Below are 24,035 nucleotides of genomic sequence, written 5' to 3' on the forward strand. Positions count from 1 at the left end.
ATAAAAATCCTCTCGGAAACCGAGAGGGAAATTACCGTAAGCAAAGCCTAGTCTTGCACGCAACGGACGGAGAACGCATTTTCCTTACCATAGCTGTTGAAGTCCACATGGCTGTTCCCAAGTATAGCCCCCGCGTACACGTAGTCGGCATCCTCGCTACCGTACTCAGTAGAACTCCAGAAGTCGGCGAAAGAGCCGACATAGTCGAATTCTCCTAAATAGGATCCAGCAGGGAGTGCAGAAAAACCGTAGGCATCAGTTGCATTAGGCCAGTTCACGACGCCCTTTGCGAGCATCGCGTTGGGGTTGTTTTCCATAGCAGAATAGAGAGTTTTCCATTCGTCACTGCTGGGCAAATGCCAGCCTTCAGGGCATATTCCACGAATCGGTTCAAGAAAACTTTTTCATAAGCGGGTCTCTTTTTCACCTACAATTTAAATTATTACGGCAAAAAAGGGAGATGCCCGCCTTCGCGGGCATGACAACTTCAAGGCCCTTCGGCATGGTTCGGCAGGCTCACCAACCGTGCTCAGGGGCCCTATTTCAGTTGGCGATCTTGTGGATTACTTTTTTTGGACAGCGGTGTCGGCGGGGGTGGCTACGGCTTTCGCGGCGTCCTTCGCAGCCTTGATTTCGGCAATCTTCACGATTTCGTCCCATTCGCTCTTGTCGCCGGTGTACAGGAGCATGGCACCCTTGTATTCCGTCACGATTTTTGCAGCGGTAGCGGTATCGCCCTTGTCGAGAGCGGCGTTGGCATCAGAGAGCAAATCCTTCTGCGCAAGCCTCATGTCCTCGATTTCACCGAGACGATTCTGGCTGAGCACTTCCAGGGAGTCGCTTGTAAAGGCAAGTTCCCTTGTCGACTCGTAGCAAACTTCCGCTTCGGCATACTTCGAGACATCCTGAGCGGCAGCCACATAAAGAGCATCGCACTTCGCGAACGTTTCCGCGGAATTGCGCTTGACGTACTGATAATACTGGTATCCGCCAACGATAAGGCCGATGATTACCAGGAGGAACACGCCATCTTGCCAACCCATAATCGGGCCGGACGGCAGCCTCGGTTTTCCGTTGACGGTATCGCCTGCTTCCAGGCGTTCTTCGGCTTCATCAAAGGGGCTCTTTCCATTCAAAAAACTAAACATATTCTACCTACTTTTTAATACCTATTTTTTTGCAAGGGCGAGAAAGACCCGCGCATACAAATAAATCTGCTTGACAAGGCTTGCAAAGCCGTTGGAACGCGTCGGCGAAAGGCCTACATTCAAACCGATATCCTGGAAAAACTTCGGGTCGACGGCAAGAATATCTGCAGGCGTCATATCATTATAGACCTTGAGCGCCAAGGCGCCAAGACCACGGCTAATGAGCGGGTTCGTCGTTCCGCCTTCGACATCCATTTCAAAATGAATTTTTTCACCATCGAACTTGGGCACCAGATACATGGTCGAGGCACAACCCTGAATAATGAACTTTTCATCTTTGAGAGATGCATCCATACCCTTGTGGGCTCGTGCCAAATCCAACAAGTATTTCCACTTGCCATCTTCGTCTGCAAAATTTGCAAACGTCTCACGCACTTCATTCAAACGAGAATCCATCAATTCACTCATTGCATTACCACAGGAAAGAACGCATCTTCCAAATCAGCGAGGGGCAGGACCACAGCACCGTAAAGAAAATTCGGAACATGCTCTGTTTTTCGCGCGGGATTTTCGAAAGTTTTACAGCGGCACGGTCAAGTTGTGCATCGGAAATTTTGTAAAAACCGGCCTTTGCACGTGCCACCTGCTGGTGTTTCTTGCCAAGAACGGCCATCCAGCGGTCAAGCGTCTTGGCCTCGATCGCTTCGCGGTTTGCACCGGAATCGTCAAGCCATTCCTTCACGGACTCCGCCACCACCTTTCCACAGACAAGCGCCTCCATAATTCCCGAACGACTCATCGGGTTCACGCAGCTGGCCGCATCGCCCGCCTTAAAGAGGCCGCACTTTGCAAAGGGACGCTGTTCTGTCCCGGTACAGGCGATCGCACCGCCATAGATGGCCTTGACTTTCGCTCCGGGATAGTCATGAGCAATGAAGTCCAACAACTTTTGACGCAGTGGAACTTCGTGCTTAGCGTCCTTGCCCAACACAAAACCGATATTCACTTCCTTGCCGTCACGCGGGAAAAGCCAGCCGTATCCCGATTCAAATTCGGAACCGAAGAGCAATTCAATATGTTCCCTACTGTGTTCGACACCTTCGGCCACCGCAAAGATTGCAGGTTCCAGGTCGGCATCGCCTGACTCGATTCCCTTGAGGCATTCAATGCCGCGAGTCAACTTGCAGCTCGGGCCCGAAGCGTCGATAACAACCGTCGCCGAAAGCGTTTCCATTTCGCCACCCGCCACAGAGACCGAAACATTCCAACCATCGGCGGTTTTTTCCAGCTTCTTGATAAGCGCATCGTAGCGACATTCCACTCCGGCGGCAACGCAGCCGTCCGAAATGGAGCGATGAAAACGGGCACGGTCAAGAATCAGTCCGCAGTCCTTGCGGTAAAACTCTGCACGATAACGTTTGGGCGACGTATAATAGACGCCAGACACGGTTCCGCGAACAAAAGAAGAATCGATCGGCCACAGTTCACTGAGCCAATCGCGCGATACGGCCTCGGCGCAAAAAATCGGTTCTTTCCAGGGTTCCTTCTTGTCCAAAAGTAAAACCCGTCTAGCACCGCCAGTCAAACGTCCCAGGGTACAGGCGGCCATGAGACCGGCAGGACCAGCCCCGCAAACCACCACATCATAACGATTTGAGGTAAAATTTGCCATTTCGGGGAAAAAATTAGCTTTTATTTATAAAGTTTTTTTGTTTTTTATTGTTATTTGTCAATTTTTTTAGTTATTTTAGAGGCATCCGTTATTTGGTTTTATCCTTAAAAGGGAATGTATATGAATATGAAGAGAGTATCTAAGTTCGGCCTGTGCCTGCTGAGCGCACTCGCACTCAACGCTTTCGCCCAAGACAACTGGGCCGGCAAGGACCTTAACGTTTCTTTCAGTAACAAGCGTATCGACGGTTTCAACTTCGAAAACGCAAAAGCTGTCGCCCACACCACCGACTTCCGTCGTGCTACCGGCGAAGGTCCGAACTTTACAGGCGCAAACCTGACTGAAGTTTCTTTCCAGAACGCGGTGATTAGCGGTGCAAGCTTCAAGAACGCAAACCTCACTAAGGCAACCATTAGCGGTGCCGACATCCGCGCCTCCTCGTTCAAGGGCGCCAACATGGAAGAGGCCAACCTTTACCGTGCAACTCTCCTCGATAGCGAATTCCCGCAGACCAACCTGAAGAACGCCCGCCTCGACGCCATGAAGGTGTCCGACAAGGCTGACTTCAGCAAGTCGGACCTCACCCAGGCGTCCGTGATGGACGTGGACCTGACCGCAGCCGACTTCTACAAGGCTAACCTCACTCACGCAAACTTCTCGCGTTCCCTGATGGCTAACAGCGACCTGCGCAAGACGACTCTCGTGAAGACGGACTTTACCGCCTGTAACCTGATCGCCGCAAACTTCAAGGGCGTCGACCTGATCGACGTGAACTTCTCGAAGGCCGGTCTTTCCCAGGCCAACTTCAGTGGCGCTGAATTCAAGAACGTGAACCTGAAGGAAGCAGACCTTTCCTTGACGACCTTCAACGACGTCGACCTTTCCAAGACCCAGCTCCAGAAGGCCAAGTTCGCCCAGTCTACCCTGAAGAACATGAGCTTCGACAACCAGGACCTCACGGGCGTGGTGTTCGACAAGGGCTCCGTTTCCAAGTCCTCTTTCGTGAAGTCCAAGCTTTCCAAGGCTTCGTTCTACGATACCGAAGTGAGCAAGAACTCCTTCCAGAACGCAGAACTCCTGAAGGCCGTGTTCGACGGCGCCTACGTGCGTAAGGACATTTTCGACAAGGCTGACCTCACCAAGGCCAACTTTGCGAACTCCACCATCGAACGTTCCGACTTTATCCTCGCCCAGCTGTCCGGCGTAAGCTTCGCCGGTGCCAAGCTTGAAATGGTGAACTTCACGAACGCCAACATGCAGGGTATCAAGATTGACGCCGACACCAAGATGAACGATGTCGACTTCTCCGGTGCAAACCTCGAAGGCGCCAAGATTGAAAAGTTCACCGCCAAGAAGGTGATCTACGATAACAAGACGGTGTTCCCGTCCGGTTTCGATCCGCGTCAGTACGGCTTCACCAAGCGCGGTGAAAAGGCCGCCGACATCAAGGTCGAAGGCTCTGGTTCTTCTAAGAAGAAGAAAAAGAAGAGTGACGACGACGAGTAGTCTTAGAGCATAACGGATTTAAACGCCTCGGTGAAAACCGAGGCGTTTTTTTCGAGAGGGGTTTACTTTTTATCAATCAGCCAGTTGACGGCTTCGGAGAGCGTGTGAACCTGCACGATTTTCATGCCAGAGGTTTCGCTAGGGAGGCGCCCCCCGGCGGGGACCACCGCTTCGGTCATGCCTAGGCGGCGGGCTTCCTTGAGCCTTTGCTCTAAAAGGCTCACGGAGCGGACCTCGCCCGACAGTCCAAGTTCGCCCACGACGATGGCTTGACGACCGAGCGGAATCGCGAGGTGGTTGCTTGCAATCGCAAGCGCGAGGGCGAGGTCCGAAGAAGTGTCGGAAACCTTCAGCCCGCCGGCAATCGAGACGAATACATCCGAAGCGCCGACGACTACCCCGCCGAATTTTTCAAGAAGCGCAAGGATAATGGTAAGCCGTTTCGGGTCTATCCCTGCGGCAACGCGCTGCGGTACGGCAAACGTGGTAGAACTCACCAGCGCCTGCGTTTCAAAGAGCATAGCTCGGGTGCCCTCTAGCGTACAGCAGACAACGCTTCCGGGCGTGGGCGGAACATTTTCTTGCAAAAAGACACGGCTCGGATTTTCGACCGGCGAAAGTCCGTGCCCCGTCATCTCGAAAACGCCGATTTCATCCGTTGCACCGAAGCGGTTCTTGATGGTGCGCAAGAGCCTGTATTGGTGATTGCGGTCGCCCTCGAAATACACCACCGTATCGACCATGTGCTCCAAGATGCGCGGACCCGCAATTTGGCCGTCCTTGGTGACATGCCCAATGAGAATGGTAATGCAGCCCGTATTCTTTGCAAAGACCATCAGGTCGAGCGTACATTCCCTAAGTTGCGTGGCGCACCCCGGCGTTCCCGACAAATCCCCCTTGTAGACCGTCTGGATAGAATCAACAACAAGCACCTGCGGCTTGATTTCTGTCGCCTGCTGCAGGATCTTTTCAAGGCTCGTCTCGCAAAGCAGAAGCATATCGGAGCCCGCCACGTTCAGGCGTTCGCTGCGGAGTTTCACCTGGACGGCGCTCTCTTCGCCGCTCACGTAAAGCGTCTTGACGCCGGCGGCTGTCATGGTGGCGAGCGTGGAAAGCACCAGGGTAGATTTACCGATTCCAGGATCGCCACCGATGAGCACCAGGGAACCTGGCGCAAGTCCGCCCCCCAGCACACGGTCAAATTCAGCATTGGCGGTACTCAGCCGCCGCGTATCTTCGGTAGCGACATCCTTCAGCGGAACAATCTTATGAACCGGCCCACCCAGGCCCCTGGAGGCTCGCCCGCCATCGAGAACGTTTTCGACAACATGTTCCTTGAGGCTACTCCACGCACCGCAGAACGGGCACTTTCCAGCCCACTTGGGAGTGGTATTGCCACATTCGGTGCAAAGGAACTCGATTTCTTTTTTTGCTTTAGACTTATTTAGTGCTACCATGTGCACTAATATAGATAAAAACCGATGTCACAAAATGTCAAATCGAAACAAATGCTCAAAATAGCACCATCTTACACTCATTTGGGGAAGAAAACCGCCAGACTCCAAGTTCGTCAAAACAAGCACATAACTCATTGACAGTTAACGATTTATGTGCATTTTTCGATTTTCATTTTTGTCTAGAAATTCCATATTTTCTATACTTGTCTATAAGTTGACTAAGAGACCTACGACATTTGTAGGAACAGCCGTCTGGACCACGGCTGTTGTTGGCGCCATTGCCCTTGGCGTCTGGTTTTTGCATGCGCTTTTCGAGAGGATTCTTTCTACCCCGCATACTATTGCCGGCGTCACAATCACCCCTTACGGCCACAGCATGGAATCACTGCTCACCCACCATTTCGATTCCATATCCGTATCGATCGACGGCACCGAAATTAAGGTAGCGAACCCCAACCTAGACATCACCCTTCTCGGCACAAGGAACGTGCAACTGCAAGTCGATTCCGTCATTGCATTTGTACAGCTCCCCCCGCCAGATGCCAAACCCAAAAACGAACCGGAAAATACAGAGCCTCCCGCCCTACCCGAGAACCTAAGCATTCCGATTCCCGTCCAGATCGACGTCAAGAACGCGCAAGTCATGTTGTCCGACGGAAAGGGATGGCAAGCACAAAACATTTCGCTAAGCAACCAGGGAGAAAAGAAAGTTTCTCTCAAAGTCCAAAGTGCGACCGGCGACTTTATTCCGGGGCCGACGCGCGTGAACATCGACGCCGATTTCGAAACGCCCAAGCTGAAGTTGAACGGTAGCGTAAAGACCCCGAAGGATTCCGTTGCGCTAAACATCGAAGCCCCCAAGGAAAACCTCGCATCTATCAAGACCAAGACAAATCTCACGGTCACAAACATCCAGGACTTGCTCCCCTTCAAATTGCCCCCGGCGGTTCCAAGCATCGGGCACATCAAAGTATCGGCAGACGCCTCTGTTGACGTCCTCAAAAAGCGGGCGACTTACAAGGCGAACCTCCAGACACGCGTCGGAGCATTCTGGCCGCTGCTTGCCGAAAACGTGAACATCGAACTCAACGGCGACCAGAACAACATCGAAGCAAACATCGTCATGAAAAACGACGAAGGCGGAAGCATTCGACTGAATGCAGCATTCGACAAGAACCTCAACGGATTTATGACTGGGCATGTCCGTCAGATGAACGCCTTATTCGGGCCACAGATGATGCCGCTTGACATGGACATCAAATCTGCTGAGCTCAACAACAATAAGGCGACCGTAGAAGTAGAAACAAGGCATGGTTCCAAGGTCGATGCGGTGATCGATTTCAGGGACTCGCTCATGATTACCTTTACAGGCGACATTTCGCCGCATGAACCGTGGGCTTTGGACTGGACGCAAGGGAACCTGACCCTGGGAGCCCGTTCACAGGCATACGGAGTATTTGACGGACATTCGCTCAAGATTCTCGCCAAGATAAAGTCCATTATCAACGCCTACCACATGGCCGCCGATTCGCTACAGGTATCACTGGACCTCGACGCCAACGGGATCGACTTTAGCAACGGCACCATTTTCACGCCAAAGGAAACTTTCGACTTTGACGGAGATGTGAAGTGGAACGACGAACGCCCGCACACATCGTGGAACGTGAAACAACAGAACGGCGGCAAGGCGTCAGCCTACATCAATATCGGAGACACCATCGCTATCGACGTAGACGCAGACCAGGTCGTATTTGCAACCATTCCGTTTTCGGACATTCACCTAGGCAGAAACATCGACGGCCTGGTGACCGGTAAATGGCACCAGGATTTCGATCACAACATCGGTGAGGCCGAAGTCTCGATCGAAGGAAAGCTAGACGCATTCGAAATCGGGCTGAATACAAATGTCCGGCAAAACGGCGACACCATCTTTATCGACAAGTTCTACGCGACACATAACCGAAATTCGGCCATGGCCACTGCGGCAATCGTCTTGCCCAACGACTCCAACCTGGACTTCAAGCCCACGAGTTTCTTGCCCGTAGAGTTGCTTTACGCGAACATCACTTCGCACGAGTTCAGCATTCCCCTACTGCTAGAGGCACTCAACGACAGCACGCTCACGTCGGGCATGCTCAACGGTGACTTGAGCTACAACCAAGGAAACAAGCTTGTCGGAAACCTAGACTTCTTCGACATCAAGTTCCGGCGCATTCCCCCAGAGCTTTTCAACATCCGCAAGCTCAACATCTTTGCAGAAAACGACAAGGTCGAGTTGAATTCCTACCTCGATATCGGCGGTGGCGGATGGACGGGAAATACGCAGGTGATTATCAACCACGTCTTTGACGAAATGCGCCACGTCAGTTTCTCGCACGGAAGCGATAACGGCGGAACCGTATGGGCAGAAGGTTTCATCAACAACGACTTCACCTTCATCGGTACCGTCGATGCAAACGGCTCCTGGTTTATTCCCGGAACCGTCAGCGAAATCAAGAACACCGACCTGCACGTAGACCTTTCGGCAGACTTGAAGAAAGGACTCAAGGGAATCGTTGCCGATATAAAGCTAGACTCCACCATTTACGAACCGCCCAAGACCAAGGTCGAGTTCCCCATTTACATGCGCGGGCACCTGGAAGACGGGCTCCTCAACATCAACGAAGCGCGCACCAAAAACGACAGCAACGAAATCATTTCGGCAAGCCTACAGTTTAGCCTCGACAGCATGAAGCTGATGGGCATCGACATCAAATCGGATCACTTCACTATCAGGTCGGAGAATCACACGCTTACGTTGGAAAACGTATACAGCCACATGACAGACAGCGACGAAGAGCTTCTGGTGACGGCCAACATTCCTAGGATTTCGTACAAGTTCAGGGACGAGGTTTACGGATTTGCCGAAGCGAGCGCCCGCGGAAACATCGGTTTCAGCATTCCGCACGGGCAGGAAGGATTTATCAAGAACAACACCATCACGGGAAACATCATTGTCGACAAGATGGTGTTCTATAGGGATTTCGACATCGACATTACCCCCTCTGCGCTCGACAAGTACCTCACGATGTTCAACAACTTCGTTGCAAAGATGCGCAACACCAAACCTCAGGAAGAAAAGATTTCTGTTTCGAACCCAATTAACTTGGCCTTACACGTAAGCGACTCCCAGATGGATTCCATAGCCGTAGTCACCCCGTTCGCCACATTCCCGCTAACCGTTGACATCTGGGTTCTGGGAAATACGGTGCGGCCTCTGTTGCGTGGCGACATCACGAATACGAACGCCGGATTCATAGGAGTCAAGGACGTTTACGAATTCGAACTCAATTCCTTCTTGATTTCATGGAACGACGTTCCCTGGCAAAACGGTATTATCGACGTTTCCAGTAGCCAGGAACTCCCCTACTGTTCCGAAGAATCCGAAAGGGACAGAGAAACGTGTCCCATCAACTTGGACCTACAAGGTACCGTTTCGAACCTGCAAGCTGTTCCCTCGTCTAATTGCGGAAACGAGTCGTCTTCGGCAGCCATTTACTACAACATTTTGCTGGGCTGTATCGCCGATGACAACGGCGAAGAAACCGACTGGAACAAGCTTGCCGGAAAGGCGATTGGCAAGGTGATTTCTTCTACCGCGAACAAGACGCTCGGAGGCGACTACATCGGAGACATCGACATGAAGGTGATGCTCTTTGAAAGCAACACCACAGGCGACCGAGATTCCAGCTACGTCAAGATTCCGATTTCGCTCGACCGCTGGGTGAAAAACCTGAGCTTGATTTTCGGGTACACGCAGGACCAGAGCAACGAAAACCGCACCTACGACCAATCGCTACAATTCGGCGTCAACTACACGCTCCCCGTTTTCCAGGAGGCGGAATACTCACACAAGAATCACCTATCGCCGACATTGTCGCTGAACGCCATGCTTATCCGTAAGCAATACCTGGCAAATACCGGTACTGAAAGTAACGAAACGGACCGACTCGAAAAGAACATCGGTATCGACTATGTGTACAAATTCTGGAACCCCTGCTTGCTCGGCCTAGGAAGTTGTGAAACCATACAACGCAAGCCCAAACCCAAAGAGGGCGAAAAATGAAAAAGATAGCCCTGCTCCTCCTATTTGCTTTTGTAGCCTTGTTTGCCGAAGGGGATAAACACCCCTGGTACCTGAACATCCGAGGGAACAAGGCCTTCTCGAATTTCCAGCTGGAAGAACAGCTGGACGTTCCCGAAGAATTCGGCATGATGGACACCACCAAGCAAGACTTCATGATGCGTCTTTCCTTGGAAAACATCAAGGCCCTGTATTATTCTCGCGGATACTACAGTCTCGATATTTCGATGGATATCCAGCGCGACATTATTTCGGCAGACAGTTCCGTCCGCGGTTACTTTATCGACATTCGCGACGGTGAACGTTACCGGTTTAACGGAGTCAAGCTGATTGTGCCCCCCGAACATAAGCTGGACATAGACACCTCGAGCCTGAATACCTCTCAGGACCATTACTACAACCACGAAGATATCGCCGAAGACATGGAAGACATTCAAAAGGCGTACCGCCACGAAGGATACCTCCATACGACATTGTCTTCGGTGGAACTGATTGACACCACGCAGAAAAAGATTTATGTCGAAATAACGATTGATCCCGGCGTCAAGGTGATGATGGGAAACATGATGAGTACTAGCCACCGCTCTCGCGACAAGAGGAACAAGCAAAACGATACCGCAAGCGAGGCGGGACTTACCGATACGGCATGGCTTTCGTCTCTTTGGAAAATTCCGAAGGGTGAAATCATTGACGGTAACCAGTACCACTCTTTCCGTTCGAAACTTTATTCAACGCAGCTGTTCACCCAAATTAAGATGAGCGATTCCCTTCGCGAAGACGGGCTGTCGGACGTGCACCTCGAGGCAACAGAACGTGTTCCCGGAGAAACCCGCTACGGATTCTTCTACGAAGAAACTTACGGGTTCGGCGCCCATGCCCGCGCGCGGCACAAGAATTTCTTTGGACACTTCCATGAATTTTCGACAGGCGCTCAGATTGCCCAGCACAAGCAGGAAGCATCCGTCGGTTACGCGAACCCGCTCCTGTTCGGGACATCTTTCAGCTTTATTCCGACAGCTATTCGTTTTGAAGACCGACTCATTTTGAACCACGAAAAAACGAAACCGCCTGCATACCCCGACAGCACCGAAGAACGCAACGAAATCATCAACCGAGGCGACCTCACATTCGGCATTACAAAGCATATCCGATTCCGTAACACCATCGATACGCGTTACGTCCGCAAGAACGAAGACAAACTTTTCAAGTTGAAGGGCGAAATCGCACTGACCTTCGACTACACCGATGACTACTTTAACCCGGTGAAGGGCATTCGCCTTGCACCGACAGTTGGCGCGGGGTCTAACTGGAACGGTAACCTGAAAAAGCTGACGATGGTCGGGAACCCCTATTCGTACGGAGAACTCACCGTCAACTTGTACCATCCGATATTCTGGACATTCAACGGAGCCGTGAGCGGAAGCGTCGGAAAATTTTTCGCGAAGGCCATCGAAGATGACGCCCGCGTATTCTACCAGGGTGGTTCACGTTCTGTACGCGGTTACCGATTCCGCAGTATTTTCGCAAGTGATACGACCTACTCTTCCGATGTCGACAAGGACGGACAAACGGTCGTCGATACGGTTATCAACACGGGACTTACCCCGATGTACTACAGGCTCAACGAAGAAATCCGCTGGACGTTCCCCTGGAAAGGCTGGCGCCACTGGCAGCTGGTACAGTTCTACGACTGGACGCGCGTGATGGATAACGAAAGAGACGTGTACGAAGAAGCCGAAAAAGAAAGCCTTGGACTCGGCATTCGCTACCGTTGGCAGTTCCTGACGTTTAGACTGGATTATGCGTTCAAGAAGGACTTGAGCAACTGGGACATGGAAAACTTTGCTACGGGCAGATTCGCATTCGACCTGTCGCAAACGTTCTAAACTCGGCGATCAACTACATCCCGATAAACATTCGCAAGGTTTGAAGAAGCGGAGTTCACAATCGCCGCAAGCCCCGCAACAGCAAGAGCGGAGCGCACCTGTTCCAAGGTCACTCCGGCAGCGGTTGAAACCTTGAAAGTCGCGGATTCAGAGGCGAGGTCGGCCACTCGCCCGCTTTTCAGCATTCGGCCACGGTCGATAATGGCATAATCCGTTGCTTCATCTTCCATTTCGGCAAGGATGTGCGAACAGACAATCGCCGTGCCTCCTTCTTCTTTTCGCCATTCGGCAAGCAGCGACCACACCGTTTCGCGGGACATCGGATCGAGATTTGCGACCGGTTCATCAAGGATCAAAAGCTTTGGCGAAGGCGCCATGGCACGAAGCAGCTGCACCTTCTGGCGGTTCCCCAACGAAAGGGCAGACATCCGGGTTTCAAGAGAAGGCAGGTCCAGTTTCTTGGCTAGGCCTGCAACACATTCGCGCACAGAAGCCTTATTCCGCAAATCACTCTGCGCCGCATAAAAGCCGACAAAGTAATCGATGTATTCTGCGATGGAGAGTTTCGGATAAATTCCCGGATTCTCGAGCAAGATTCCGCAAGCGAGCGGATTCAGGAAACCGTTTGTACCGCGAACATCTGCGGCAATTTCAAGTTGCCCCGCAAAATTTGCAAAGCGTCCACAAAGAAGCCGCAAAAGCGTTGTCTTTCCAGCCCCATTCGGCCCCAGCAACGCAAAGAAACTTCCTCGCGGAATTTCAAGCGAAACGCCCAAGAGGGCGTCCGCCCCCGATTTAGGATAACGGAATGTCACTGATTCGAGCGTAACCAGCGGATGCAACGGTGACGATTCCATCGCTGTCCCTATTTACAGAATTCCTTGACCGCCTCGGCCGGATTCTTGATGAGCGAAAACACATCCTTGTTCTTGCGGACCGCTTCCATCTGCACCTTTTCGGATGCACGCTGCAGGTACTGGATGCAACGCGGATCGGTACGCACGGCGGAAAGCTGCACGGCCTCGGTACGGTTCTTGATGCTCACGTATTCAAAGGCACGGTAGTCCTGCTTGACCGCCGCAACAATAATCGCCGCTGTCGGATGTTCAATTTCTTGCAGATAAGTCCAGTCGCGTTCCACGGCGGCCATCAAGACCGCTTCACCGGGATTGCGGACAAACTTGAGCGCATCGGCACTTACGCGGACCGCCTCGGCCCACAGATCGTCGCTTGCGTTATCGATTTTCTTGACGATTTTCCAGTCGGCACGAATAGCGGCTTTCAGCAAATCTGGATTCGTCACGAACTTCAGGATATTCGGATCGCCATTCAGCGCTGTCAAGAGCGCCGATTCGTCCAGCGCATTGAGCGCAATCTTCAAATCTTCGCACAGTCCGTTCTTCACGTAAAGAATCGCCTGCACATTCTGCGCAAAAGCAGCCTTCTGCACCGCTACCGTCGGATTTTCAATTAAACTAATAGCGTACCAGTTCAGCTTGACGGCTTCAAGCTGCTGTTCTTCGGTAGGATTCTCGATTTTCTTGATTTCGGTCCAGGACTGCATAACACCTCGTTTTAACGAGGTAAAGATAGTAAAAAGCGGCCCGTCATAACGGGCCGCCACATTTCAATCGCAATCTACTTACGCACCTGGACGATACGCGGGCTTTTTCCTACCTCGCCGTAACGCATGATGTAGGTTCCGTTTTGGAGTCCCGACTTCACACCGTTCCAGGCCTCGCCTGCCGAGCCGGCCATTACGTTAGTGGATTTCACCAGTTGCCCGGTCATATCGAACACCTGGCAGCGAAGCATCGTCGAGCCCGCATTGAAAGCAGAATTTTGCACCATACCAGTCGTACCGCCATCCGCAACGAACTTGATCCAGTCCACGTTGATGTAGTTCGTGTTGATGGTGAGGCGAAGCGTCTGCTTGCCTGCCGCAAGTTCCAACTCGCCCGCCTCGACTTCGGAATAAGTTTCCCAGTCGCCCTTGGAAGGAATTTCGGTTTGCACCTTCTTGTCGCCCACGGACACCGTCACGCTGGATGCCGTAGAGTTGCCCGTTGCACCGTTGATGATTAATTTGTACTTGCCAGCAGATTTCACATCGAGCGTGTATTCAAAGTAATCGTCTGCAGAGGTATAGCCAAGCGCGTAACCATCACCCGCCTTCACGATTCCCGCATCGTCACTGCGGTAGCCCGTTTCGTCACTCTTGCCGTCAGCATCGCTGTAAGCATAGGTGTCGTAGTTTTCGGCTTCGAGAGTTCCTGGAACTTCAATCGCACCCTTGAACGGCTTGACTTCGATAGGTTCGCCTGAAACTTCAAGCTCAAGCGCCATGAATTCGATGGTGTACGTGCCATCGGAATTCGGCTTGACCTCTTTGCCCTTCTGACTCACGGTCTGTCCCTGGGCACCCTGAATCTTTACACGCAGCGGCACGCTTTTTGGCATGTGCGCATGCGGTGATGTCCAGGTAACCTTGAATCCGCTAGAAGTATTCGTTGCAGTCGCCTTATCAATCATGAAGTGGGCTCGCAGATAGGCCCCTACCGCCGAAAAAGTTCCGACCCACAAATCTTTCTGCACGGCGTATTCGATTAAGGTCTTGATGTCTTCCGGCGAAATAACATACCAGTCCCCACCGACCCCGTGGAACAGCTGCACCTGCCACTGCCCATTGGTTGCCGCCTGGTCAAGGCTATTCTTGAAGTTTGCAACACTCCCCCCGTTGTCGGGCCAAATGTTGGAAGAAACTTCCATCCAGTCCGGTTCGGAATCCCACTTGGTCATGCCCGCTCCACCACAGGAACGCGAAATAAAATGTTCCTGATTGATTGCGTCCTTGACCGGTCCATTCTGAGCGCAGTTGGGAGTTGCCATAGCCGTCGCTTCGAGCCCCATATCGCGCAGGGCCTTGGCCGCATCGCCGATTTCACCCGAGACATTGCTGGACTGCGTCAAATTGGCATGCGTCTTTGTATGGTTCCCGATTTCATGCCCTTTTTCCGCATAACTCAAGTGAGGTTGCGCATTACTCGAAAAGCCCATCGTGCCCGTGCAGACAAAGAAAGTCACCTTGGCTTCGGGAATGTTATCCAAGAAAGTCAAGTTTTTTGTCTGAGAATTAAGCCCGTCATCGAACGTGAACGTGGCCGCCCCCTTGTGCCCATTCCAGGGAACCGTCGTAATAGGGCCGGCGAAAGCGGAAACAGCAGAAACGGCAACAAGCGACAACGCCGCGCCAAGCGAAACCTTCAAACATTCCATAATAAACTCCTTATCAGTAATTTACCCTATTTCGCAACAAAAAGGCGCACCCCCTCCATAAAAAATATGGACATAATACAAAAGATCCCCGACCGAGTCGGGGATGACAATGTAATGAGGCAGGAGATCCTTCGACTTCGGCGCTATGCGCCTTCGCTCAGGATGACACCATAAAAAGATGGTTCGCAAACGCGAACCTTTTTTTCATTTGGCACCGAAGGTGCCATTATTTAGCACAAAGCATTCCGAAGGAATGCGGCCTCACAGCCCAAAGGCCGAAGGCCGCGCTCATTACTTATAAAGCGGGTGCTTCTTGCAGAGAGCGACGATGTCTTCGCGGATCTTCTTGAGAGCGGCTTCGTCGTCCTTAGCCTGGATAGCGCGGTCGATGATACGAGCCACTTCGCGGGTGTCTTCTTCGTCGAAGCCACGGGTCGTGATAGCGGCAGTACCGAGACGCACACCGGACGGATCCATCGGCTTGCGCGGATCGAACGGGATGGTAGAACGGCTGCAGGAGATGCCGACCTTTTCCATGGCCACTTCGGCTTCCTTACCGGAAACGCCCTTGGAGGTCATGTCCACCACGATGAGGTGGTTGTCGGTGCCATCGCTGATGACCTTGTAGCCGAGCTTCTGCATTTCGGCGCACATAGCCTGAGCGTTCTTGATGACGTTCTTGGCGTAGGTCTGGAATTCCGGCTGGAGAGCTTCGAGGAATGCAACGGCCTTACCGGCGTTGATGTGGTCATGCGGACCACCCTGCATGCCCGGGAACACGCCCTTGTCGATTTCCTTGGCCAAAGAAACTTCCTTGAGTTCGCCCTTCACCATCTTCTGGATGGTGCGGTCCTTGCACATGATGATAGCGGAACGCGGGCCACGGAGAGTCTTGTGGGTCGTGGTGGTGACGATGTCGAAATACGGCACCGGAGAATCAATAGCCTTGCCAGCGATGAGGCCAGCGACGTGAGAAATGTCGGCCATCGTGAGGGCGCCGACTTCGTCAGCGATTTCCTTGAAGCGCTTCCAGTCGAGGTTACGGCTGTAGGCAGAGAAACCGGCGAGGATCATCTTCGGCTTTTCGCGGAGAGCGATTTCGCGGACCTTGTCCATGTCGATGCGGCCAGTTTCCTTATCGACTTCGTACTGCACGAAGTTGTAGAGCATACCGGAGAAGTTCACCGGATGGCCGTGAGAAAGGTGTCCACCGTGGTCGAGCTTGAGGCCGAGGACCTTGTCGCCCGGTTTGAGGACGGCGAAGTACACGGCAGCGTTGGCCGGAGAACCGGACAGCGGCTGGATGTTCACGTGGTCGCAACCAAAGAGCTTCTTGCAACGTTCGATGGCCAGAGCTTCCATCTTGTCGATCACTTCGTTACCACCGTAGTAGCGCTTGCCAACATAGCCTTCGCTGTACTTGTTGGTCAGCACGGAACCCATGGCTTCCATGACTGCCTTGGAGGTGTAGTTTTCGGAAGCGATGAGTTCGATGCCATATTCCTGGCGTTCGGCTTCTTCCTGGATGATGTTGTAGATTTCCGGATCGGTCTGTTGCAGTGTAGATTTGAGCATTTAGCTACTCCTTGATTTGTACGGCACAAATATAGTAATTAAGTAGGAAGATGGAAGTCGGAAAATAGAAAAAGGACGCCCGCAAAGGACGTCCCGATTCACATTCACTGTCGCAGATAGTTACTTTGTAACCCTATAGGCCTTATTGCCGACAAGCACCAGCATGACACCGGTATTGTTCAGGCGAATTTCCTGCGAAGTGGAATTCATTCTCGAAGCCTTCAAAACGCGGCCATTCACGTCGGTAACAGTCACCTTGGAACCTGCTGGAGCGTTTTCGACATAGATGGAATTGTTGGTCGACCAAACGCGGACGTTCCTGTTCAAACCGAGAGTAGGCGCAATCGCATCGTTATCCGGAGCACCCTTGGTAACAGTCGCCTTGTAGAGCTTGCAACCTTCAAAGTAATCGATCTTGTCGCCTTCCTTGTAAGAGACACCGTTGATTTCGGTCGGTTCGATGGTCTTTTCTGCGGCGGTCGGCTGCGGTTTCCAAATCTTGAAGCTGCCGGTCAAGTGGAGCATGGCGAGGTAGTGCACCAGGCCATCGTAGTAGCGGTAACGACCCGTCATGAAACTTTCGTTCCAGGCCATTTCCAGATTCTTCTTGATGGCGGCTTCGTAGCTAGCATCATTCATCAAAGCATAAGTTGCAACAGCGTTTGCACCCTTTTCGCCCGAAGTATAGCCGTCGCCGCCAATCGGATTGCCTTCCCAAGTGAAGCGGGCGTGCTTGTAGCCATCCTTTTCGAAGAAGTCGATGATGCGCTTTGCCATTTCGGTTTCGCGTTCTGCATCGACACCGAACAGATAGTAGTCCATGCCGAAGTTCATGGCGCAACGCATAGCGTCGTACATGTAATTTGTGGCATCGTTGTTAAAGGAAACGGAGTGCGGAGTTCCGTCAAAGTTGTTGTAATCGGAGAACAAACCGGACTTCGTGTTAGAAGACTTGTACAAGTGATCGCGAGTGGCAGAAGTCGCCTTAGTCCACTTGTCGTTATTGGTTTCGGACCAGCGAGAGAACAGGTCCACAAACACCGGCAAGCTGTAAGACGGGTCGGACCAGGAGTTGTTACCGTTAGTCGGCTGGAAGGTCACGATATAGGACTGTTCGTTGAACAAGGAATTGCCATTGCCTTTCCAGCAAGCCTTGAGGATAGCCTGTGCATCCTTCATGTAGCCTTCGTCGTTCCAGCGGTTCGCCGCAAACAAAAGCGACATCATGAAATACATTTCGCCATCAGGTGCGTTTCCCTGGTCTTTCGATCCGCCACTGGGGTAAACGGACCAAGAAAAATAGCCATCGCCACCGGTTGCAGGGTTATGCCACATGTGGGTTTTGGTCCACTTCCAAAGTTTGTCGAATTCTTCTTTGTGGTTAGTCTGCACAGCAATCATCATGCCGTAAGACATACCTTCGGAACGGGCATCAGAGTTATTAATGTCTTCAATATAAGCGCCATCATTATTTTCAAAATAGACTTTGCTATCGTTGTCGCCCTTGAAATAATGGTTCCAAAGGTCATCCAATTTTTTCTGGATTTCTTCGTCAGTTTTGCCCAGATATTTTTTGAACGGGCTTTCGTAATTACCGGTGTAGTAAGCGCCTGTAGACTGTTTTCCGTCGGTATCGCAGTCCGGGCCGAAATACGCGCCATTTTCGTCGAAGAACGTGCCTGCGTAGGTCTGAGGTTCGGCTGCAAATGCAGCTGCTGCACCCATCAGCAGAGCAATCGACAAATTTTTCATATAGTACTCCCTTATAAAAACCTCCCATAATATAGATACGAGATTTTGAAAAAGCACTAGAGCGGGTTCAATTGCCGTTGTACACAAAAACAACACCCAAAACCGCTATAAAAACGAAAATCGCGCCATACCTGACGCGACACACTAATTATATATGCAAAAATATATGGAAAAATTCAACAACCTACTCGGCACAAAGCCTGCCAAGTTCCTCCTTTTTTTCTAGCACTTTTGCAAGCATAGCACTATAGTCCACGTCAGAACGCTTGCGCAAAAGTTCCGTTATTTCTACGGTAGGCTCGTAAAGTGGCGTCAAAGACAGGTTTCCGAGAACTCCCTTTAGGGCGTGGGCCGCTTCGAAAGCACCGTCAAGGTCCTTGAGATCAAGCTTTTGACGGAGCTTTTCGAAAACAGAATCTCCGGGAATCGTCGCAACCAATTTCAGGTACAGCGATTCATTACCAAAACAACGAGCGAGACCTTCGGCAGCGTTCGCGCCGAAAGCATTCAGCTTTTCGATGGTGATCATGACTTATGATTTCCTTGAAACTCCTTCGCCTTCGATAAACGAGGCAAAGTCTTTGGGTGGAACGGGTTTTGAGAAATAAAAACCTTGAATAATTTCACATCCCATTTTTTTCAAGATTTCCAACTGCGATTCCGTTTCGACACCTTCGGCAACCGAGGGCACGTTCAGGAACTTCGCGATGTCGATAATGAGTTTCACCAACTTAAGATTGCGTTCGTCCTTTTCCATGTTGCGGATAAAGGACATGTCGATTTTCAGGATATCCACCGGAATCGATGTAATCATATTCAGCGACGAGTATCCGGCACCAAAATCGTCAATTTCGATACGGAAGCCCTTCTTTCGAAGGTTTTCTACCACCTGAATGAGCCGGGGCGTATTTTCGGAATAGGCGCTTTCCGTCACTTCGAGCATCATTTCTTCTGCAGAAAGGCCATTTTCGTTACGAATACGTTCCAATTTATTTTCCAATTCCGGATCGAGGATATTGATTCGCGACACATTCACCGACACCGGCACCGACGTCCCGTGACTTTCCTTCCAACGGCGAATCTGCGCAGCCGCCTCGTGCCAGACATAGTTATCCACCTTTTGAATCAGCCCGTTCGATTCGAACAAGGGGATAAAATCCCCCGGACTGATAAAGCCCAGTTTCGGATGGATCCAGCGCACCAACGCTTCGGCGCTTGCAAGGCGAGGTTCCTCCCCCACAATGTTATACTTTGGCTGATAATAGACCTTCAGATCCTTATTGGCGATAGCCTCGTCCAGGTCGTGGATAAGCGTTTCTTCGAAAAGGTATTTCGCGTGAAGTTCGTTGTTGTAACGGGCAAAAGACTTCGTAAAATCGCCCCGATTCATATTGCAGGCCGTTTTGGCGCGGTAGAACCAGGCCTCGATTTCAAAGTCGCGGCTGACATTTTCCCAAATTCCGTAACGGATTCGGATATTGTTCATCTGGAAAAAGTCGGTAATAACGGAGTCCATTTTCTTGCAGAATTCCGTATAGTCTTCCTGATGGTTCGCATAGACATAGAAGGTATCCGCATCGGCACGGCAGGCGATGGCGTTCATAGCGGGGAGTTCGTTCAGCAGCGTTTTTCCGATCTTGGAAAGCATCATATTGCCAAAAGCGCGTCCGCAAAATTCATTCACCAAGTGGAACTGCTCGATATCGAACACAATGGCGTCGCGGGGAATCTGCTTGTCCCAATTTTCCATCTGACGGATGTATTCAAAGAAATAATCCTTGACAAAAAGCCCCGAAACGCCGTCTCTTTCCGTCTGTCGGATCAAATTTTTGTCCTCAAACAGTTCGATTATCCTTTCACAGCGGGCAAGCACCACTTCGGGGAAATTAAAAGGCTTCTTGATAAAATCAGCGGCCCCCAATTTAAGGCACTTGATTTCTAAATCGTTTTCCGAAGTCATTACGACGACCGGAATGCGTTTTAACCGATTGTCCCTGGAACGGTGCTCCATAAACTCAATTCCACCCATCACCGGCATCATTAAATCCAAGAGGATCAATGAATAAGTGACATCGGGATCCATCAGCTTATCTAGTGCAATCTTCGCATTTTCAGCGTATTCGACTGCATAAGTCGACGAGAGCATGTTCCCTAGAATTTCTCGGTTAATGAATTCGTCGTCTACAATAAGTACACGACGCCTAACGGCTTCTTTTTGCCTAATGTTTTCCATCTAAATCACACCCTTTTTAAAATATGCTTTGAAATTTAGACATAAAATTCGAGCTTGCGTGTTTTATTTTTATTATTTTTTCTAAACTAATAAAATGACATAAACTGTCGTTGATATTCTTTTGTTACAATTTTACAACCTAGCTAACTTTTTACTTACAAGCTTAATTAAAGTCCACAAACTTATATATCTTTGGGCCCGTTAGGGAATGTACAATCTGTGTTTGGGAAAACGTTTGTGTTACGCAGAGAGGTACGTGCATGGTGTGGAATCATCACAACGGCGCCAAAGGATCCGCCGCAGTCAATATCGTTATAGCAATCACCCTCGTTATAGGCGTTATCGTTCTAGGCTATAGCGCAGTTCAAAACATCAGCTCCATGTTTATGGAGGAATTGGCAAATCGACGAGTGCAATTTATCGAATCGAAGCTTGCCGATTACGTTAATAGCCTGAAATTTGCTGTAAATCACTTGACACCCGAAGATCTTTCGAGCGAGTCGAACTTTCAGTCTTACCAATATACGCTAAAACATGTGTATGGACTGGAACGGTTCGCATTCGTAGATTCCAAGGGGGTTGTTTATACATCCAACGGAACCCGCGACGACATCAACCTTTACAATTTCGACTATAAAGATATCTCCGGGCCGGAAATTTCGCTAAAAAAAGCCGAAAGCGGACACAGAACCGTCATTGTCGCCATTCCCGTCAATCATCTGCCTTACAACGGGCAAACGCTTGTCGTTTCCTTTATGGAAATCAACATCAGCCGCTTGCTAGAAGGCGTCTCTTTACAGCTAGACACGAACAGCGCCGTGATATGCAATATATTCACGAAAGACGGCAAATCGCTACTGAGCATGGCTCTCGGCGGATTTACAAGCAGCGAAGATTTATTTGATGGCATGAAAACAGCCGTTTTTGACGAAGGGTTCTCTATCGAAACCATTCGTTCCGATTTTTCCGCACACAAAGAAGGGTCGGCCACATTCATGCTCGACGACACACGCGAAACAATGCGCTACGTTCCCATCAAATCGACCGACTGGATGCTCGCCTACCTTGTTCGCGACAACGTTTTCTCGGAGCAGTTTTCCGCCATTTCCGAGGGCATTGTCGAACGCAACCTCCTTAAATCGGTCATCGTCCTGTTCGTCATCGTCCTGTTATTCGTCTTTATCATTTTACAAACGAGGCGAGCCTCGAAACTTAAGCTGGAACGCGAAATTACGGATGCCGAAAACCGCGTCAAGCAGAAAAAACTCGAAGAACAGCTCAAGCTTCAGCAAAAACTCATGGAACAAGAGCGTCAGAGAAGCGAACAAAGTTACATGATCAACGCCCTTTCTTCGGAATACAAAAGCGTATTCTATGTCGACTTGGAAGGCGACGCCTCCATTTGCTACCGCAAGATTCAGGACGAATACATTCCTTTTGAAATCGGCGAAGAGATTCCCTACTGGCAAACATTTTCAAAGTACGCCGAAATGTACTTGTTAAAGGAATACCAGCAGAAATTTATTGATTTTATTCAGCCAAAACATATTCGCGAAGCCCTTAGCAAAGAAAGCCTTATTTCGCTAAGGTACAAGTCCATGCACAACGGAAAAGAAACCTACGAAATGATCCGCATGGCAACCGCCAAGAAAAATGAAGACGGAACCATCCGTATCGTAGGCGTCGGTTTTTCGAACATCGACGAAGAAATGCGCGATTCCATGGCCAAGAACCAAACTCTTGTGGACGCGCTCAAGTCCGCCGAAGAGGCGAATAAGGCAAAGACCGTGTTCCTTTCGAACATGAGCCACGAAATTCGTACACCGATGAACGCGATTATCGGCCTCGACAGCCTTGCGCTCCATGAACCGGATTTAACGCCCAAATTACGCGAATACCTTGAAAAAATAGGCAGTTCGGCAGAGCACCTGTTAAGCCTGATTAACGAAATTCTTGACATGAGCCGAATCGAAAGAGGCCGCATGACCGTTCACAGCGAAGAATTTTCGTCGGCAAAGATGCTTGAACAGGTGAATACAATTTTCAACGGACAGTGCAGCGAAAAGGGGCTGAATTACCGCGTTCATATTTCCGACGAAATCGACGATTACTATATCGGCGACGACATGAAAATCAGGCAGGTGCTTATCAACCTCCTTGGAAACGCCGTCAAATTCACGCCACAAGGCGGACAAATCGATTTCAGTGTCGATAAGACGGCCTGTTTCGACAAGAAGTCCACTCTCGTCTTTAAAATTAGCGACACCGGCATTGGCATGAGCAAGGATTACCTGCCAAAACTCTTCGAGCCCTTTAGCCAGGAAGATCCGAATACGACCATCAAGTACGGCAGTAGCGGCCTTGGCCTTGCAATTACCAAGGGCATCATCGACATGATGAACGGAAAGATCGACGTCGAGAGCGAAAAGGGCAAGGGCACGACATTCACCGTCACATTGACGCTTCTGAATTCGGACCGTTCCGACAGCGATACCAAGGACATTCAAATACAGACAAGCGAAATGAGCGTCCTTGTCGTGGACGATGACGAAGTCGCCATGGAGCACGCCAAGCTGGTTCTTGAAAAGTCGGGTATTTCCACGGAAGTCGCCAATTCTGGCCGCGACGCCATTGAAATGGTGAAGCTTCGCCACGCCCGTTGCAATCCGTACAGTCTCATTATTTTGGACTGGCAGATGCACGAAATGGACGGTGTGGAAACGGCAAGACAAATTCGCGCCGTCACGGGTGACGACACTGCAATCATCGTCTTGACGGCTTACAACTGGGACGACGTTCTGGACGAAGCGTTAGCGGCGGGAGTCGACTGCTTTATCGCAAAGCCCATTTTCACGAAGAATATTCTGGACGAACTCAAGAACATTCTCAAGAGAAAGCGCCAACACATTGCTCCGATGAAAAAGAAGGCGGAACTTTCCGGACGTCAGCTGCTTTTGGCCGAAGACATGGAAGTGAACGCCCAGATTATGATCGAAATTCTGAAGATGCGAAACATTCAGGCCGACCATGCCGAAAACGGAAAAATCGCCCTCGAAATGTTCAGCAAGAGCCCTGTCGGGTATTACGATGCCATTCTTATGGACATGCGCATGCCCGAAATGGACGGTCTTGAAGCGACAGCGGCCATCCGCAAGCTCGACCGCCCAGACGCCAAGGTAATTCCGATTATCGCGCTCACGGCAAATGCCTTCGATGAAGACGTTCAACGCAGTCTGCAGGCAGGGCTCAATGCGCACCTGAGCAAGCCCGTGCAACCAGACGTCTTGTTCGAAACACTCGAAGGAATGCTGTAAGAAAATCACACGTACTTCGAGAGCGTTACGACATCTTCACCGCTCCACGTGTAAAGCGCAAGGAGCGGTTCGTCGCTTGTTCGCATCGAATGT

General features: G+C 50.8%; 16 protein-coding genes. 4 read left to right on the forward strand and 12 right to left on the reverse strand.

Annotated features, from left to right (window positions below; all coding sequences use genetic code 11):
- Nucleotides 1–47 precede the first annotated feature (47 nt).
- From Q0W37_RS13455 to Q0W37_RS13470, 4 genes are all read right to left on the reverse strand, one after another.
- A complete protein-coding gene (locus tag Q0W37_RS13455) occupies nucleotides 48–386 on the reverse strand; it encodes an FISUMP domain-containing protein (RefSeq protein ID WP_367186279.1) in 339 nt (112 codons plus the stop codon).
- A gap of 177 nt (nucleotides 387–563) precedes the next feature.
- Entirely contained in the window at nucleotides 564–1,148 is a 585-nt protein-coding gene (locus Q0W37_RS13460) for a hypothetical protein (protein ID WP_297702069.1), read from the reverse strand.
- Between the two features lie 21 nt (nucleotides 1,149–1,169).
- Entirely contained in the window at nucleotides 1,170–1,616 is a 447-nt protein-coding gene (locus Q0W37_RS13465) for a SufE family protein (RefSeq protein WP_297702070.1), read from the reverse strand.
- A 4-nt stretch (nucleotides 1,617–1,620) separates the two neighbouring features.
- Entirely contained in the window at nucleotides 1,621–2,820 is a 1,200-nt protein-coding gene (locus Q0W37_RS13470; protein ID WP_297702071.1) for an NAD(P)/FAD-dependent oxidoreductase, read from the reverse strand.
- 126 nt (nucleotides 2,821–2,946) lie between these two features.
- On the opposite strand from Q0W37_RS13470, the gene Q0W37_RS13475 reads away from it, so the two are divergent.
- Nucleotides 2,947–4,326, forward strand: coding sequence for a pentapeptide repeat-containing protein (locus Q0W37_RS13475; protein ID WP_297702072.1), 1,380 nt, complete (start codon nucleotides 2,947–2,949; stop codon nucleotides 4,324–4,326).
- A 62-nt stretch (nucleotides 4,327–4,388) separates the two neighbouring features.
- Here the strand turns inward: Q0W37_RS13475 and radA are convergent, their stop codons facing one another.
- Nucleotides 4,389–5,783 carry a DNA repair protein RadA gene (gene radA, locus Q0W37_RS13480; RefSeq protein WP_297702073.1) on the reverse strand — a complete coding sequence of 465 codons (1,395 nt, stop codon included), beginning with the start codon at nucleotides 5,781–5,783 and terminating at the stop codon, nucleotides 4,389–4,391.
- A 214-nt stretch (nucleotides 5,784–5,997) separates the two neighbouring features.
- Between radA and Q0W37_RS13485 the strand changes: the two genes are divergently transcribed.
- On the forward strand, nucleotides 5,998–9,888 hold the full coding sequence (locus Q0W37_RS13485) for a hypothetical protein (protein ID WP_297702074.1): 3,891 nt from the start codon (nucleotides 5,998–6,000) through the stop codon (nucleotides 9,886–9,888).
- The gene (locus Q0W37_RS13490) at nucleotides 9,885–11,792 is read left to right on the forward strand and encodes a BamA/TamA family outer membrane protein (RefSeq protein ID WP_297702075.1); all 1,908 of its coding nucleotides are present in this window, start codon (nucleotides 9,885–9,887) and stop codon (nucleotides 11,790–11,792) included. Before Q0W37_RS13485 ends, Q0W37_RS13490 begins: the two co-directional genes overlap by 4 nt.
- On the opposite strand, the gene Q0W37_RS13495 is transcribed toward Q0W37_RS13490, so the two are convergent.
- The 7 genes from Q0W37_RS13495 to Q0W37_RS13525 all read right to left on the reverse strand — a co-directional run bounded on the left by Q0W37_RS13495 (nucleotide 11,789) and on the right by Q0W37_RS13525 (nucleotide 20,628).
- Nucleotides 11,789–12,649: an ABC transporter ATP-binding protein gene (locus Q0W37_RS13495; RefSeq protein WP_297702076.1), complete on the reverse strand. Its 861-nt coding sequence runs from the start codon at nucleotides 12,647–12,649 to the stop codon at nucleotides 11,789–11,791. The genes Q0W37_RS13490 and Q0W37_RS13495 overlap by 4 nt on opposite strands.
- Before the next feature lie 8 nt (nucleotides 12,650–12,657).
- Nucleotides 12,658–13,356: a hypothetical protein gene (locus Q0W37_RS13500; protein WP_297702077.1), complete on the reverse strand. Its 699-nt coding sequence runs from the start codon at nucleotides 13,354–13,356 to the stop codon at nucleotides 12,658–12,660.
- Nucleotides 13,357–13,430: 74 nt separating this feature from the next.
- Nucleotides 13,431–15,068 carry a carbohydrate-binding protein gene (locus Q0W37_RS13505; RefSeq protein WP_297702078.1) on the reverse strand — a complete coding sequence of 546 codons (1,638 nt, stop codon included), beginning with the start codon at nucleotides 15,066–15,068 and terminating at the stop codon, nucleotides 13,431–13,433.
- 291 nt (nucleotides 15,069–15,359) lie between these two features.
- Nucleotides 15,360–16,643: a serine hydroxymethyltransferase gene (glyA, locus tag Q0W37_RS13510; RefSeq protein WP_297702079.1), complete on the reverse strand. Its 1,284-nt coding sequence runs from the start codon at nucleotides 16,641–16,643 to the stop codon at nucleotides 15,360–15,362.
- 120 nt (nucleotides 16,644–16,763) lie between these two features.
- Nucleotides 16,764–18,395 (reverse strand): glycosyl hydrolase family 8, encoded by a 1,632-nt coding sequence (locus Q0W37_RS13515; RefSeq protein ID WP_297702080.1) that lies wholly within the window; start codon nucleotides 18,393–18,395, stop codon nucleotides 16,764–16,766.
- Between the two features lie 184 nt (nucleotides 18,396–18,579).
- The gene (locus tag Q0W37_RS13520) at nucleotides 18,580–18,924 is read right to left on the reverse strand and encodes an Hpt domain-containing protein (RefSeq protein WP_297702081.1); all 345 of its coding nucleotides are present in this window, start codon (nucleotides 18,922–18,924) and stop codon (nucleotides 18,580–18,582) included.
- A gap of 3 nt (nucleotides 18,925–18,927) precedes the next feature.
- Nucleotides 18,928–20,628, reverse strand: coding sequence for an EAL domain-containing protein (locus tag Q0W37_RS13525; RefSeq protein ID WP_297702082.1), 1,701 nt, complete (start codon nucleotides 20,626–20,628; stop codon nucleotides 18,928–18,930).
- A gap of 260 nt (nucleotides 20,629–20,888) precedes the next feature.
- Here Q0W37_RS13525 and Q0W37_RS13530 point away from each other — a divergent pair, with 260 nt between their 5' ends.
- Entirely contained in the window at nucleotides 20,889–23,942 is a 3,054-nt protein-coding gene (locus tag Q0W37_RS13530; protein ID WP_297702083.1) for a response regulator, read from the forward strand.
- Nucleotides 23,943–24,035: the final 93 nt, after the last annotated feature.

Origin of the sequence: uncultured Fibrobacter sp., from assembly GCF_947166265.1 — a bacterium.
Lineage (GTDB): Bacteria > Fibrobacterota > Fibrobacteria > Fibrobacterales > Fibrobacteraceae > Fibrobacter.

Bases quoted from the DNA above. Each gene is read 5' to 3' on its own strand.
- Q0W37_RS13460 (WP_297702069.1), bottom strand. From the start codon at position 1,148: ATGTTTAGTTTTTTGAATGGAAAGAGCCCCTTTGATGAAGCCGAAGAA.
- Q0W37_RS13465 (WP_297702070.1), bottom strand. From the start codon at position 1,616: ATGAGTGAATTGATGGATTCTCGTTTGAATGAAGTGCGTGAGACGTTT.
- Q0W37_RS13470 (WP_297702071.1), bottom strand. From the start codon at position 2,820: ATGGCAAATTTTACCTCAAATCGTTATGATGTGGTGGTTTGCGGGGCT.
- Q0W37_RS13475 (WP_297702072.1), top strand. From the start codon at position 2,947: ATGAAGAGAGTATCTAAGTTCGGCCTGTGCCTGCTGAGCGCACTCGCA.
- radA (WP_297702073.1), bottom strand. From the start codon at position 5,783: ATGGTAGCACTAAATAAGTCTAAAGCAAAAAAAGAAATCGAGTTCCTT.
- Q0W37_RS13490 (WP_297702075.1), top strand. From the start codon at position 9,885: ATGAAAAAGATAGCCCTGCTCCTCCTATTTGCTTTTGTAGCCTTGTTT.
- Q0W37_RS13495 (WP_297702076.1), bottom strand. From the start codon at position 12,649: ATGGAATCGTCACCGTTGCATCCGCTGGTTACGCTCGAATCAGTGACA.
- Q0W37_RS13500 (WP_297702077.1), bottom strand. From the start codon at position 13,356: ATGCAGTCCTGGACCGAAATCAAGAAAATCGAGAATCCTACCGAAGAA.
- Q0W37_RS13505 (WP_297702078.1), bottom strand. From the start codon at position 15,068: ATGGAATGTTTGAAGGTTTCGCTTGGCGCGGCGTTGTCGCTTGTTGCC.
- glyA (WP_297702079.1), bottom strand. From the start codon at position 16,643: ATGCTCAAATCTACACTGCAACAGACCGATCCGGAAATCTACAACATC.
- Q0W37_RS13515 (WP_297702080.1), bottom strand. From the start codon at position 18,395: ATGAAAAATTTGTCGATTGCTCTGCTGATGGGTGCAGCAGCTGCATTT.
- Q0W37_RS13520 (WP_297702081.1), bottom strand. From the start codon at position 18,924: ATGATCACCATCGAAAAGCTGAATGCTTTCGGCGCGAACGCTGCCGAA.
- Q0W37_RS13525 (WP_297702082.1), bottom strand. From the start codon at position 20,628: ATGGAAAACATTAGGCAAAAAGAAGCCGTTAGGCGTCGTGTACTTATT.
- Q0W37_RS13530 (WP_297702083.1), top strand. From the start codon at position 20,889: ATGGTGTGGAATCATCACAACGGCGCCAAAGGATCCGCCGCAGTCAAT.